Annotated in this window: 14 protein-coding genes; 7 read left to right on the plus strand and 7 right to left on the minus strand. The window is 70.7% G+C overall.

The genetic code is table 11. The annotated features are described in order from the left end of the window. The first annotated feature begins 104 nt into the window (after window positions 1–104). From tilS to folE, 4 genes are all read left to right on the plus strand, one after another. Window positions 105–1,199 (plus strand): tRNA lysidine(34) synthetase TilS, encoded by a 1,095-nt coding sequence (gene tilS, locus ACZ3OF_RS29495; protein ID WP_467307785.1) that lies wholly within the window; start codon window positions 105–107, stop codon window positions 1,197–1,199. A 41-nt stretch (window positions 1,200–1,240) separates the two neighbouring features. Beyond that, window positions 1,241–1,780: a hypoxanthine phosphoribosyltransferase gene (gene hpt / locus ACZ3OF_RS29500; RefSeq protein ID WP_132917781.1), complete on the plus strand. Its 540-nt coding sequence runs from the start codon at window positions 1,241–1,243 to the stop codon at window positions 1,778–1,780. 161 nt (window positions 1,781–1,941) lie between these two features. After that, a complete protein-coding gene (ftsH, locus tag ACZ3OF_RS29505; RefSeq protein WP_361676949.1) occupies window positions 1,942–3,975 on the plus strand; it encodes an ATP-dependent zinc metalloprotease FtsH in 2,034 nt (677 codons plus the stop codon). Between the two features lie 98 nt (window positions 3,976–4,073). Continuing rightward, complete coding sequence (gene folE, locus ACZ3OF_RS29510) at window positions 4,074–4,679, plus strand: GTP cyclohydrolase I FolE (RefSeq protein ID WP_361676946.1); 606 nt, start codon at window positions 4,074–4,076, stop codon at window positions 4,677–4,679. An 87-nt stretch (window positions 4,680–4,766) separates the two neighbouring features. On the opposite strand, the gene ACZ3OF_RS29515 is transcribed toward folE, so the two are convergent. From ACZ3OF_RS29515 to ACZ3OF_RS29540, 6 genes are all read right to left on the minus strand, one after another. Continuing rightward, complete coding sequence (locus ACZ3OF_RS29515) at window positions 4,767–5,255, minus strand: DUF3180 domain-containing protein (RefSeq protein ID WP_361676943.1); 489 nt, start codon at window positions 5,253–5,255, stop codon at window positions 4,767–4,769. Window positions 5,256–5,304: 49 nt separating this feature from the next. Beyond that, a complete protein-coding gene (gene folK, locus ACZ3OF_RS29520) occupies window positions 5,305–5,904 on the minus strand; it encodes a 2-amino-4-hydroxy-6-hydroxymethyldihydropteridine diphosphokinase (RefSeq protein WP_361676940.1) in 600 nt (199 codons plus the stop codon). Continuing rightward, complete coding sequence (folB, locus tag ACZ3OF_RS29525; RefSeq protein ID WP_361676937.1) at window positions 5,901–6,260, minus strand: dihydroneopterin aldolase; 360 nt, start codon at window positions 6,258–6,260, stop codon at window positions 5,901–5,903. Before folB ends, folK begins: the two co-directional genes overlap by 4 nt. A gap of 201 nt (window positions 6,261–6,461) precedes the next feature. After that, window positions 6,462–6,920 carry a nuclear transport factor 2 family protein gene (locus tag ACZ3OF_RS29530; RefSeq protein WP_361676934.1) on the minus strand — a complete coding sequence of 153 codons (459 nt, stop codon included), beginning with the start codon at window positions 6,918–6,920 and terminating at the stop codon, window positions 6,462–6,464. Beyond that, on the minus strand, window positions 6,917–7,777 hold the full coding sequence (gene folP, locus ACZ3OF_RS29535) for a dihydropteroate synthase (protein ID WP_361676931.1): 861 nt from the start codon (window positions 7,775–7,777) through the stop codon (window positions 6,917–6,919). Before folP ends, ACZ3OF_RS29530 begins: the two co-directional genes overlap by 4 nt. Window positions 7,778–7,866: 89 nt before the next feature. Further along, window positions 7,867–9,708: a phosphatidylglycerol lysyltransferase domain-containing protein gene (locus tag ACZ3OF_RS29540; protein ID WP_361676929.1), complete on the minus strand. Its 1,842-nt coding sequence runs from the start codon at window positions 9,706–9,708 to the stop codon at window positions 7,867–7,869. A 165-nt stretch (window positions 9,709–9,873) separates the two neighbouring features. On the opposite strand from ACZ3OF_RS29540, the gene ACZ3OF_RS29545 reads away from it, so the two are divergent. Further along, window positions 9,874–10,989: an alpha/beta hydrolase gene (locus ACZ3OF_RS29545; RefSeq protein WP_361676926.1), complete on the plus strand. Its 1,116-nt coding sequence runs from the start codon at window positions 9,874–9,876 to the stop codon at window positions 10,987–10,989. Here the strand turns inward: ACZ3OF_RS29545 and ACZ3OF_RS29550 are convergent. Then, window positions 10,976–12,160, minus strand: a complete 1,185-nt coding sequence (locus ACZ3OF_RS29550) for an ABC transporter ATP-binding protein (RefSeq protein WP_467307791.1) — start codon at window positions 12,158–12,160, stop codon at window positions 10,976–10,978. The genes ACZ3OF_RS29545 and ACZ3OF_RS29550 overlap by 14 nt on opposite strands. A gap of 141 nt (window positions 12,161–12,301) precedes the next feature. Between ACZ3OF_RS29550 and ACZ3OF_RS29555 the strand changes: the two genes are divergently transcribed. After that, entirely contained in the window at window positions 12,302–12,988 is a 687-nt protein-coding gene (locus tag ACZ3OF_RS29555) for an ABC transporter permease (protein WP_361676920.1), read from the plus strand. Window positions 12,989–12,991: 3 nt separating this feature from the next. Further along, the gene (locus ACZ3OF_RS29560; protein WP_361676917.1) at window positions 12,992–13,651 is read left to right on the plus strand and encodes an ABC transporter permease; all 660 of its coding nucleotides are present in this window, start codon (window positions 12,992–12,994) and stop codon (window positions 13,649–13,651) included. Window positions 13,652–13,694 lie beyond the last annotated feature (43 nt).

The following is a 13,694-nucleotide window of genomic DNA, read 5'->3' on the forward strand; positions in this document are numbered from 1 at the left end:
GCCAGGTTCTGTCACCATCGACGCACTCTGAGTGACCGAACCCCCTCTTCCGACCGTTAAGACTCCGACCGAGGCACCCCACTCCTTCACGAAGGGCACCGGACATGGGTCCCCATCCTGCGGTCGCGGCGATACGCCTGGCGGTCCGCCGCGTACTCCACGACGTCCTCACCGAACACAGCACCGAGCCCACACACGGGATCGACGCCGCCCACGGCCCCGGCCCCGCACACGGCCCCGGCCCCGCACACGGCACCGACCCCGCCGCGCCGACCGCACCCGACGAGCAACCCCTCGTCCTCGTGGCCTGCTCCGGCGGCGCCGACTCCATGGCGCTCGCCTCCGCACTCGCCTTCGAGGCCCGCAAGCTCGCCGTCCGCGCCGGCGGCATCACGGTCGACCACGGCCTCCAGGACGGCTCCACACAACGAGCCGCCGAGGTCGCCGGACGCATGTCCGCACTCGGCCTCGACCCCGTCGAAGCCGTCACCGTCACCGTCGGCCGCGAAGGCGGCCCCGAAGCCGCCGCCCGCGACGCCCGCTACGCCGCCCTCGACGCCGCCGCCGAACGCCACGGCGCCACCGCCGTCCTCCTCGGCCACACCCGTGACGACCAGGCCGAAACCGTCCTCCTCGGACTCGCCCGCGGCTCCGGCATCCGCTCCCTGTCCGGCATGGCCGCCGTCTCCGGCGCCGCCGGCCGCTACCGCCGCCCCTTCCTCGAGCTCGACCGGCAGACCGTCCGCAAGGCGTGCGTCGCCCAAGAACTCGCCGTCTGGGACGACCCCCACAACGCGGACCCCGCCTACACCCGCTCACGCCTCCGCCACGAAGGCCTCCCCGCCCTCGAAAAGGCCCTCGGCAAAGGCGTCGTCGAAGCCCTCGCCCGAACGGCCCAGCTCTCCCGCGACGACGCCGACGCCCTCGACTCCTGGGCCGCCGACGCCGAAACCGCCGTACGCGACGAAGCCGGCCGACTCGAATGCGCCAAACTCTTCGGCCTTCCGCCCGCCGTACGCCGCCGCATCCTGCGGCGCGCCATGATCGCCGAAGGCGCACCCGCCGGCTCCCTCTTCGCCCGCCACATCGAAGAAGTCGACCGGCTCATCACCGGATGGCGCGGCCAGGGCGCCATCAATCTGCCCGGCCGCGTCGAGGCACGGCGGCAGGGTGGCAGACTGGTCATTCGGCAAGGCTGACGCAAGCTGCAACGAAAGTGACCCGGGTGAACGAGAAGGACATGGGCACCGACCTCAAGTCGGTGCTCATCACCAAGGAAGAGATCGACGCGAAGCTGGCCGAGCTGGCCGCGAAGATCGATGCGGAGTACGCGGGCAAGGACCTGCTCATCGTCGGAGTCCTCAAGGGCGCCGTGATGGTGATGGCGGACCTGGCGCGCGCGCTGTCCACCCCCGTCACCATGGACTGGATGGCCGTCTCCTCGTACGGCGCCGGCACCCAGTCCTCGGGCGTCGTCCGCATCCTCAAGGACCTCGACACCGACATCAAGGGCAAGCACGTCCTGATCGTCGAGGACATCATCGACTCCGGCCTGACGCTGTCCTGGCTGCTGTCCAACCTCGGCTCGCGCGAGCCCGCCTCCCTCGAGGTCTGCACGCTGCTCCGCAAGCCGGACGCCGCCAAGGTCGCGATCGACGTGAAGTGGATCGGCTTCGACATCCCCAACGAGTTCGTCGTCGGATACGGCCTCGACTACGCCGAGAAGTACCGCAACCTCCCCTTCGTCGGCACACTCGCACCGCACGTCTACGGCGGCTGAGGCACGGGAACCCGTACCGCCCTCCCGCCGTTGGAGCAAGGGAAGGCGGTCACGGGCCACCAGCCTGAGGTACCGTCCGAAGAACAGCTTTTTCTCATAGCAGCTCTCACAGCAGCATTTACCTACGGGCAGGAGGGACGGAGCGTTCTCGCTCCGTATGGATGGACGTGAAGCGATACTTCCGTGGGCCGGTCATGTGGATCGTGCTGGCCGTCCTCGCCGTGGTCGTGCTGATGCAGGTCGTCGGCTCGTCCGAGGGCTACAAGACGGTGGACACCAGCAGGGTCGTCCAGGCGATCAATGACAAGCAGGCCGACCAGGTCAAGCTGACGACCGGCGACGAGCAGGTCATCAAGGTCGAGCTCAAGAAGGGCGCCGACAAGGACAAGTACGGCGGCAGCACCAAGATCCAGGCCAGCTACATCGGTGACCAGGGCGCCAACCTGACCACCACGCTCCAGGAGCAGTCCGCCTCCGGCGACCTCGACAAGGGCTACACCGTCTCTCCCGAGCGACAGAGCCCGTTCCTGTCGGTGCTGCTCTCGCTGCTCCCCTTCGTCCTCATCGTGGTCGTCTTCCTGTTCCTGATGAACCAGATGCAGGGCGGCGGCTCCCGAGTCATGAACTTCGGGAAGTCCAAGGCCAAGCTGATCACCAAGGACACCCCGAAGACCACCTTCGCCGACGTGGCGGGCTCCGACGAGGCCGTCGAGGAACTCCACGAGATCAAGGAATTCCTCCAGGAGCCGGCGAAGTTCCAGGCGGTCGGCGCCAAGATCCCCAAGGGCGTGCTGCTCTACGGCCCGCCCGGAACCGGCAAGACCCTCCTCGCACGCGCCGTCGCGGGCGAGGCCGGTGTGCCGTTCTACTCGATCTCCGGCTCCGACTTCGTCGAGATGTTCGTCGGTGTCGGTGCCTCCCGGGTCCGCGACCTCTTCGAGCAGGCCAAGGCGAACGCCCCGGCGATCGTCTTCGTCGACGAGATCGACGCCGTCGGCCGTCACCGCGGCGCCGGCCTCGGCGGTGGCCACGACGAGCGCGAGCAGACCCTCAACCAGCTCCTCGTCGAGATGGACGGCTTCGACGTGAAGGGCGGCGTCATCCTGATCGCCGCCACGAACCGGCCCGACATCCTCGACCCGGCGCTCCTGCGCCCCGGCCGCTTCGACCGGCAGATCGCCGTCGACCGCCCGGACATGCAGGGCCGGCTGGAGATCCTCAAGGTCCATCAGAAGGGCAAGCCGGTCGCCCCGGACGTCGACCTGGGCGCAGTGGCCCGACGCACGCCGGGCTTCACGGGTGCCGATCTCTCCAACGTCCTCAACGAGGCGGCGCTCCTCACCGCCCGCTCGGACAAGAAGCTGATCGACAACCACTCCCTGGACGAGGCGATCGACCGCGTGGTCGCGGGCCCGCAGAAGCGGACCCGGATCATGTCGGACAAGGAGAAGAAGATCACCGCGTACCACGAGGGCGGCCACGCCCTGGTCGCGGCGGCCTCGCCGAACTCCGACCCGGTCCACAAGATCACGATCCTGTCCCGCGGCCGGGCCCTCGGCTACACGATGGTGCTCCCGGACGAGGACAAGTACTCGACCACCCGCAACGAGATGCTCGACCAGCTGGCCTACATGCTGGGCGGGCGCGCGGCCGAGGAGCTCGTCTTCCACGACCCCACCACGGGCGCGGCGAACGACATCGAGAAGGCCACGACCACCGCTCGCGCGATGGTCACGCAGTACGGCATGACCGAGCGGCTCGGAGCGATCAAGTTCGGCGGCGACAACACCGAACCGTTCCTCGGTCGCGAGATGGCGCACCAGCGCGACTACTCGGAAGAGGTCGCCGCGCTGGTCGACGAAGAGGTCAAGAAGCTCATCGAGACCGCGCACAACGAGGCGTGGGAGATCCTCGTCGAGAACCGGGACGTCCTCGACAACCTGGTCCTGCAGCTCCTCGAGAAGGAGACGCTGGGCAAGGAGGAGATCGCCGAGATCTTCGCCCCGATCGTCAAGCGCCCGGCCCGCCCGGCCTGGACCGGCTCGTCCCGCCGCACGCCCTCGACCCGCCCGCCGGTGCTCTCCCCCAAGGAGCTGGCACTGACGAACGGGGCGAACGGCTCGTCGGCGACGACGGCGACGGTGGAGACCACCAAGGCCATCGAGGTCGCCCCGGAGGAGACCCCGGAGCCCTGACCCCGGCCCCCCGGAATGGAAGCCGCGCCCCCACAGGTTTTAGCCTGTGGGGGCGCGGCTCATTTTCGCGCACGACAGTCAGACGGAACGAGGCACAGATGACCGACCCGGTGACACTGGACGGCGAGGGCACGATCGGCGAGTTCGACGAGAAGCGCGCCGAGAACGCCGTACGAGAGCTCCTCATCGCGGTCGGCGAGGACCCGGACCGCGAGGGACTGCGGGAGACGCCTGGGCGTGTGGCGCGGGCGTACCAGGAGATATTCGCCGGCCTGCGGCAGCAGCCCGAGGACGTCCTGACGACCACGTTCGACCTCGGCCATGACGAAATGGTGCTGGTCAAGGACATTGAGGTGTACTCGACATGTGAGCACCATCTCGTCCCGTTCAGGGGCGTGGCCCACGTCGGCTACATCCCGTCGACCTCCGGCAAGATCACCGGCCTGTCGAAGCTGGCCCGCCTGGTCGACGTCTACGCCCGCCGCCCTCAGGTCCAGGAGCGCCTCACCACGCAGGTCGCCGACTCGCTGATGGAGATCCTGGAGCCGCGCGGCGTCATCGTCGTCTTCGAGTGCGAGCACATGTGCATGTCGATGCGCGGCATCCGCAAGCCGGGCGCGAAGACCATCACCTCGGCCGTACGCGGCCAGCTGCGCGACCCCGCGACCCGTAACGAGGCCATGAGTCTCATCATGGCCCGCTGAGGCCGAGAGCCCTTCTGAGGCGGAGGGGGGACCTCCCCCACGGAGGGCCGGTGCCCGCTGAGGCCGGGAACGGGCCCGCCGGGCACGCTACGCCACCGGTGCCGTGCCCTTGCCGTTGTGGTTGTCGTCTTCCGGGAGTTTGCAGACTCGTTCCAGGAAGAGGGCCGCCGCGATCACTCCGAAGCCCGCCAGGACCGAGAAGCCGGCGTAGATCGCCTGGTCTCGGCGGGCCGGGATGTCCAGGGAGCCGAGGAGGAAGACGCCCACGCCGCCGTACATGCCGGCGACCAGGGCGGCGACCAGGGCGCTCGCCTGGCCGAAGACCACGGCGCGGGCCGCCATGAGCGGTTCGACGCCCTTGGCGCCCGGGCGGCGCTCGCGCTGGGCCTTCAGGCGGGAGCGGATGGAGAGGGCGGTCGCGGTCAGGACGACCGCGATCGACGCGAGGACGATGGGTGCCGCGAGCGGCACGCTCGGCAGGGTGCCGACCGCGTCCCAGAGGCGCGCGGCGCCCCAGGACAGGATTCCGGCGACGACGAACAGTCCGGCGAGAACCTTGAGCCGCAGTTGTTTCACCGGGTGTCCTTCGTGTCGTCTCGCGGTCGGTCTTGCACGAGCCTAACGACTACTCGGGCAGACGGAGTTCCAGGTCGGCGCGTGGCACGACGCCGGTGCGGCCGACCATGGTGAGCAGGTCGGCGACCGTGCCGTGTCCGGGCAGCTGGGCGTCGGGGTCGACGTCGTGCCAGGGGGCGAGGACGAAGGCGCGCTGGTGGGCGCGGGGGTGGGGGAGGGTGAGGACGGGGTCGTCGGAGACCACGTCGGCGTACGCGACGATGTCGACGTCGATGGTGCGGGCGCCCCAGCGCTCCTCGCGGATCCGGTGGAAGGCTTCCTCGACGGCGTGTGCCCGCTCCAGGAGGGAGCTGGGCGGCAGGGTGGTCTTCACGAGGGCGACCGCGTTGAGGTACGAGGGCTGGCTGCCGGGGTCGACGCCCCAGGGCTCCGTCTCGTAGACGGGGGAGACGGCCTTGACCCGGAGGCCGGGGGTGTCCTCGAGGGCGTCGACGGCGCCCTGGAGGGTCTCCAGGCGGTTGCCGAGGTTGGCGCCGAGGGCGATGACGGCCCACTTGGGGTTGGAGAGGGTCACGTCGGCGGCGTCGACCGTCTCGACGACGGAGGCCGGTACGGGCTGCACGGTGGGGTCGCTGTGCGTGGCTTTCATACTCGGCTCCGGGTGATGGTGATGGTCACGTCGTCGAAGGGGACCGTGATCGGTGCGTCCGGCTTGTGGACGACGACCTCGACCTCCTGGACGCCGGGGTGCTTGAGGCACTGCTGGGCGATCCGTTCGGCGAGGGTCTCGATCAGGTCCACGGGCTCGCCCTGGACGACGTCGACGACCTCTTCCGCGACGACGCCGTAGTGGACGGTCTTCGTCAGGTCGTCGTCGGCGGCCGCGGGGCGGGTGTCCAGGCCGAGGACGAGGTCGACGATGAAGGTCTGGCCTTCCTCGCGTTCCTTGGGGAAGACGCCGTGGTGTCCTCGGGCCTTGAGGCCGCGCAGCGCGACACGATCCACGCGAATCACTCCTGCTGTCGTAGTTCTTGTGGCCACGCAGCCGGGTGCGGACGGCCGGGTGTCCGATTCGAATCTACCTGCGAGCACCGACAGCGCTTGCCCATGGGGGCTCGGGGCGGCGGCCACAGGTGCTGGGAGCGGCCCCTACCCAGAGGGCCGGATTCCAATCCCCGGCGTCACCCGATCGGTCCCTGGATCCCGTCAGGGGCTGGGCTCCTCGTCCTCTTCCTCGTCCGTTTCGGTGAGGACGGGGGAGCCGTGGTGGGACCAGATCTTCCAGCCCTCGAATGTGCGGCGGAACACATTGGTGGCGACGACGAGCTGGCCGACGAGGGGGCCGAGTTCGGCGCCGTCCTCGGCGGGGCCGCCGCTGAGGATGTTCTCGGTGCAGGTGACGACGGCCACGTCGCCGGCGAGGGAGACCTTGACGTCGGTGAGGAAGAACTGGATGTACTCGGTGTTCGCCATGATCAGCGCGTACGAGCGGAGGACCTCGCCGCGTCCGGAGAGGACGGGCCAGCCGGGGTGGACGCAGCTGATGGGGGTGGCGCCGTCGTCGAGCCAGAGGGTGGAGATCTCCTCGAAGTCGCCGCGTTCCATGGCCTCGTAGAAGGCGGTGTTGGCGGCCTCGACCGCTGCGGTGTCGGTCTGGTGGGTCACCGGGCTCCTTCGACGGCTCTGGCGACTCGGACGGCGTCGGCGGTGGCTCTGACCTCGTGGACCCGGACGGCCCAGGCGCCGTCGTGGGCGGCGATGGCGGAGACGGCGGCGGTGGCGGCGTCGCGTTCGCGGGCGGGGGGTGGGGTGGCGCCGTCGCGGGTGAGGACGTGTCCGAGGAAGCGCTTGCGCGAGGCGGCGACGAGCAGGGGGCGGCCGAGGGCGCGCAGTTCGGGGAGGTGGGCGACGAGGGCGAGGTCGTGGGGGGCGAGCTTGGCGAAGCCGAGGCCGGGGTCGATGACGATGCGCTCGGGTGCGATGCCGCCCTCGACGACGGCCTCCATGCGGTGGCGCAGTTCGGTGAGGACTTCGCCGACGACGTCGTCGTAGACGGCGAGGCTGTTCATGTCCTGGCTGAAGCCGCGCCAGTGCATGACGACGAAGGGGACCTCGGCGGCGGCGACGGCGGGGACCATGTCGGGGTCGGCGAGGCCGCCGCTGACGTCGTTGACGAGGGTGGCGCCCGCCGCGACGGCGGCTCGGGCGACGGAGGCGCGCATGGTGTCGACGGAGACGGTGACGCCTTCGGAGGCGAGGCCGCGGACGACGGGGACGACCCGGCGGAGTTCTTCCTCCTCGTCGACGCGGCTGGCGCCGGGGCGGGTGGATTCGCCGCCGACGTCGACGAGGTCGGCGCCTTCGGCGACGAGGTGGAGCCCGTGCTTGACGGCGGCCGTGGTGTCGAACCAGCGGCCACCGTCGGAGAAGGAGTCCGGCGTCACGTTGACGACGCCCATGACCGCACAGCGGTCCCACTCCGGCAGGCCCAAGGGCGTGCCCCGACCGATCGACGTACTCATACGCCCAGCGTAGGGCCCGGGGCGCCGGTCGGGCCCCGCGGACCTGTCGGGATGGCCGGGTGGGGACCCCTGGGAGGGGCCGCGCGGGGTCACGCGGCGCTGACCTCGCGGTCGGTCTGGGGGGCGACGATGTGGGCGCAGGGGCGGGGTTCCGCGGCGGCCCTGCGGCGGGCGAAGGGGCGGGGGAGCTGGAGGTTCACGAAGCCCTCGGCCTGCATGGCGGCGAAGCCGATGCGGGGCAGGTCGCGGCTCTTGCGGTAGACGACGAAGCGGGGTTCCCAGCGGGGCCGGAACTTGGCGTTGAACTTGTACAGGGATTCGATCTGGAACCAGCGGGAGAGGAAGACGAGCAGTCCGCGCCAGAGCCGGAGGACGGGTCCTGCGCCGATCTTCTCGCCGCGGGCGAGGGCGGCGCGGAACATGGCGAAGTTGAGGGAGACGCGCTCGATGCCGAGGCGGGGGGAGTCCTGGAGGGCGGCGACGATGAGGAGCTCGTTCATGCCGGGGTCGGCGGAGCGGTCGCGGCGCATCAGTTCCAGGGACATGCCGTCGGGGCCCCACGGGACGAAGTGGATGATCGCCTTCAGGTCGCCGTAGGCGGAGGGGGAGTCCTCCTCGTCGATCTTGTGAGCGGTCGCTATGACGGCGTCTCCGTCGCCGGGGTCGCCGATGCGGCCCAGTGCCATGGAGAAGCCGCGTTCGGTGTCGGTGCCGCGCCAGTCGGCGGCGGCGCGGCGGACGCGGGCGAGTTCGCCGTCGCTGAGGTCACGGACGCGGCGGACCTTGGTGGTGTAGCCGTTGCGCTCGATGCGCTTCACCATCTGGCGCACGTTGCGCATGGCGCGCCCGGAGAGGGAGAAATCCGCGACATCCACCACCGCCTCGTCGCCGAGTTCGAGGGCGTCGAGTCCGGTCTCGCGGGTCCAGACCTCGCCGCCGGTCTCGGAGCAGCCCATGACGGCGGGGGTCCAGGAGTGGGCCTGGGCCTCGTCCATGAAGCGGTCGATGGCGCCGGGCCAGGCTTCTACGTCGCCGATGGGGTCGCCGCTGGCGAGCATGACGCCGGAGACGACGCGGTAGCAGACGGCGGCCTTGCCGCTGGGGGAGAAGACGACGCCCTTGTCGCGGCGGAGGGCGAAGTGGCCCAGGGAGTCGCGGCCGCCGTGCTTGTCGAGGAGGGCGCGGAGCCGGGTCTCGTCGTCCTCGGTGAGCCGGGCGGCGGGGTGTTCGGGGCGGAAGGCGAAATAGATGGTGGTGAGGGCGGTGAGCATGCCGAGGGCGCCGAGGGAGTAGCCGACGGTCCAGTCGGCGCCACCGGTGTAGCCGACGGGGCCTTCGAAGCCGAAGAGTCCGTACAGGACGTGTTCGAGGCGGTCGGTGAGGCTGGGGCTGCCGATGACGCGGCGCGGGTGGGCGCTGACGATGACGAGGCCGAGGAGGATCGATCCGGCGCCCATGAGGACGAAGTTGGCGAGCGCCTTCCAGCGGCTGCGGGGGTCGGGCAGGGCGGCGAACTGGTTCCGGTGGCGCAGCAGCAGGGCGAGCAGCGCGAGGGAGAGCAGGACGCCGACGACGGAGTGGCGCCAGACGAACTGGGCGACGGCGCCGAGCGGCAGCAGGACGACGGCGGCGCGCCAGGCGCGGCGCTTGTGGCGCTTGAGGCCGTGTGCGAGGAGCAGGAGCAGGACGCCGGCGCTGAGGGAGAGGGCCGCGGAGAGCGGTCCGAGGGTGCCGGGCAGGACTTCGGCGAGTGCGTGCATCCGGCTGGCGCGGAAGCGCGGGAAGACGCCCGCGGCGATGTCGATCAGGCCGATGAGGGTGCAGGCCGTTCCGACGAGTGAGGGGACCTTATCGGGGCGTGGTCCGCGCAGAATCCGGCGTACTCGAACCGGAACCAATCCTGATTTGTCCCCATCTAGCGTGACAGACATCGCTTCCCGTGCTTCCCGTGGCTCCGCGAAAGATTCGTTCTCCGGTGGCCGCGCGGTGGTCAGGGGCGGGCCGTTCCGGAGGTTTTGCGCTTTCTAGGACGGCGGTGCGGGGGAGCGGGTTCATTCAGCCACAGGAAATTCTCAGGAAGAGGGCTCGGGCGTCTCATGGGTCTCACCAGCAACAAGGTTCTGGCGCTGGCCGTCGTGCTGGCGGTGGTGCTGTTCGCGGCCACGGTCTGGCTGTGGCCACGGCTGGCCCGGGGCGGGGTGAAGGCCGTGCTCGGCCGGATCGGACTGCTGCTCGCCACGCAGCTGGCGCTGTTCGCCTCGGTGGGGCTCGCGGCGAACAACTCCTTCCTCTTCTACGGGTCGTGGGCGGACCTCCTGGGTCAGGAGCAGGACATGGGCGTGGTGGTCGACCACTCGGCCGGCTCTGAGGACGTCAGGGTCGTCGGGAAGCAGGCGCTGGACGTCCCCGGCGCGTCCCGGCCCTCGGTCGGGGGCCAGATCCAGAAGGTCGTGATCACGGGCCGGAAGTCGGGCATCGACTCGCCGGCGTACGTGTATCTGCCGCCGGAGTACTTCCAGAAGGAGTACGCGTCGAGCACGTTCCCGGCCTCGGTGGTGCTGACCGGCTACCCGGGTACGGCGGAGAACCTGCTCAAGGGGCTGAAGTACCCGAAGACGGCCTTCACGCAGGCCAAGGAGAAGAAGATGCGGCCGATGATCCTGGTGATGCTGCGGCCGACGGTGGCGCCGCCGCGGGACACGGAGTGCGTGAACGTGCCGGGCGGTCCGCAGACCGAGACCTTCTTCGCCGAGGACCTGCCGAAGGCGGTCTCGGAGACGTACCGGGTGGGGACGAAGGCGCGGAACTGGGGGTTCATGGGGAACTCGACGGGCGGCTACTGCGCGCTGAAGATCGCGCTGCACCACCCGGACCGGTTCGCGGCGGGCGCGGGCTTCTCGGCGTACTACAGGGCGGCCGAGGACATGACGACGGGCGATCTGTTCCGCGGTGACGACAAGGCGCGCAAGCGGGCGGACCTGCTGTGGAGCCTGGACCACCTGCCGCAGGGGACGTCGTCGTCGTTCCTGGTGACGACGTCGAAGCAGGGCGAGGGGAACCTGCGCGGGACGCTCGACTTCATCAAGAAGGTGAAGGCCCCCGCGCGGGTCTCCTCGATCACGCTGGAGAGCGGCGGGCACAACTTCAACACCTGGAACCGGGAGATCCCGCCGGGCCTGGTGTGGATGAGCGGTCGGCTCAGCGCGAACTGAGCTGCTTGGAGGACCCGGGGGACTCGGGGGACTCCGGCGGCTCGGGCGACTCCGGGGACCCGCCGGCCGCCGGGGAGGCCGCGCGCAGGGCGCGGTGGACGGCGGACGGGGTGAGCACGCCCGCGTACCGGCCGCCTTCGGCGGGGTCGGTGACGGGGAGCCAGCCGGTGTCGTTCTGCAGGAGCGCGGCCAGCGCCTCCCGGAGGGAGGCGCCGAGGGGGACCGGCTCGGGGGCCGGGCGGGTGCGGCCGGGATCGTCGGCTGACACCCAGCCGGTGACGCGGCCGTCGGCGTCGAGGACGACGGACCAGGGGGAGCCGGGCGCGGGGGAGCCGGACGCGGCGGTACCGGCGCCCGTGGTGCCGGGCGCGGTCTCGCCGGCGCGCAGGACCGGGACGTCCTCCAGGGCGGCGGTGTCCACCGCGGTGACCGAGAGGCGCTTCAGGCCGCGGTCCGCGCCGACGAAGTCGGCGACGTAGGGCGTCGCGGGGGCGCCGAGGACGGTGGCCGGGGTGTCGAACTGCTCGATCCTGCCCTGTCCGTAGACGGCGATACGGTCGCCGAGCCGGACGGCCTCCTCCAGGTCGTGGGTGACGAGCAGGACGGTCTTGCGGACCTGGGACTGGAGGCGGAGGAACTCGTTCTGGAGGTGCTCGCGCACCACCGGGTCCACGGCGCCGAACGGCTCGTCCATCAGCAGCACCGGCGGGTCCGCGGCGAGCGCGCGGGCGACGCCGACGCGCTGGCGCTGTCCGCCGGAGAGCTGCTCGGGGTAGCGGCCGCCGTAGACCTTCGGGTCGAGGCCGACCAGGTCGAGGAGCTCGGCGGCGCGGGCGCGGGCCCGGGCGCGCGGGGCGCCGAGGAGATGGGGGACGGTCGCGGTGTTGTCCAGGACCGTGCGGTGCGGGAAGAGGCCGACCTGCTGGATGACGTAGCCGATCCGGCGGCGCAGCTGGACCGGGTCGACCGCGGATATGTCCTGGCCGTCGAGGAGGACGCGGCCCTCGGTCGGCTCGATGAGCCTGTTCACCATCTTCATCGTGGTGGTCTTGCCGCAGCCGGACGGGCCGACGAGCGTGACCAGTTCACCTTCGGCGACCTCGAAGGAGAGGTCGTCGACGGCGGTGGTGCCGTCCGCGTACCGCTTGGTCACATGCTCGAACCGGATCATGTTCACCATTCTGACGCGTGCGGGACGGGTGCGTGTGAAGGGCGTGTTGCCGCACTGTGGCGGTCCTCGGCGATTGTCGGTGCCGGGGGTTAGGGTCGACCAGACACGTGTTCGGCAACGCGGTGATCGGGGGGAGGGTACATGAGCGCGGCGAACTGTCTGGTGACGAACGACTGGATCTGCGGGGAGTATCTGCGCACCCGTAGCGAGGAGTTGACCGACGCGCTGCTCCAGCATGTGGGGATCACGGCCGCCTCGGTGCTCATCGGTGTCGCGGTCGCCTTCCCGCTGGCGCTGCTCGTGCGGGCGCGCCCCCGGTTCGCCGGACCGGTGCTGGGCCTGACGACGCTGCTCTACACGATCCCGTCGCTGGCGATGTTCTCGCTGCTCCTGCCGTTCTTCGGGCTCTCGGCGGCGCTGGTCGTGACGGGTCTCGTGCTGTACTCGCTGACGATTCTCGTACGGAACATGGTGGCCGGCCTGGACGCGGTCCCCGCCGAGGCGCGGGAGGCCGCGCGGGGCATGGGGTACGGCTCGGCGCGGATGCTGTGGGAGGTCGAGCTGCCGCTGGCGCTGCCCGCGTTGATGGCCGGAATACGGATGGCGACGGTCTCCACGATCGCGCTCACGACGGTCGGCTCGATCGTCGGTCGGGGTGGTCTGGGCAACCTCATCGAGGACGCGCTGCCGACGTTCTTCAAGGCGCAGGTGCTCGCCGCCTCGGTGCTGTGCGTCCTGCTCGCGGTGGTCGCGGATCTGCTGCTCCTCGGCGTGCAGAGGCTGTTCACGCCGTGGACCCGCATACGGACGGCGCCGGGGGGCGAGTGAGACATGGGGATCATCTCGGACGCCTGGAGCTGGCTGGCCACCGGCGCCAACTGGGCGGGCGACGGCGGGGTGTGGCACCGCCTCGGTGAGCACGCGTACGTCAGCGGGGTCGCGCTGCTGCTGGCCTGTGCCGTCGCGCTGCCGCTGGGTCTCGGGCTCGGTCACGTCGGCCGGGGCGGCGCGCTCGCGGTCAACATCTCCAACGTGGGCCGGGCGATACCGGTCTTCGCGGTGCTGGCCCTCTTCATGGTGTCGCCGCTGCGCAACGCCGGCTATGTCCCCACGGTGATCGCGCTGGTGCTCTTCGCGGTGCCGCCGCTGCTCACCAACGCGTACGTGGGGATGCGCGAGGTCGACCGGGCGGTGGTCGAGGCCGCGCGGGGGATGGGGATGTCGGGCGGGCAGGTCTTCCTGAGGGTCGAACTGCCGCTCGCCCGGCCCTTGATCATGACGGGGTTGCGCTCGGCCGCCGTGCAGGTGGTCGCCACGGCGACCATCGCGGCGATGGTCGGCCAGGGGGGCCTGGGCCGGATCATCACCGCCGGGTTCAACACGTACGACACCCCGCAGGTCGTCGCGGGCGCGCTGCTCGTGGCCCTGCTCGCCCTCGCCGTGGAGCTGGTGCTCGTGGGGGCGGATCGACTGCTCGGACGGCGCGCCTGAGAACCGCCGCAGCCGCTTGTGACGACGGAACGACGACTAGAGC

Source organism: Streptomyces sp. NPDC022552 (assembly GCF_055561875.1).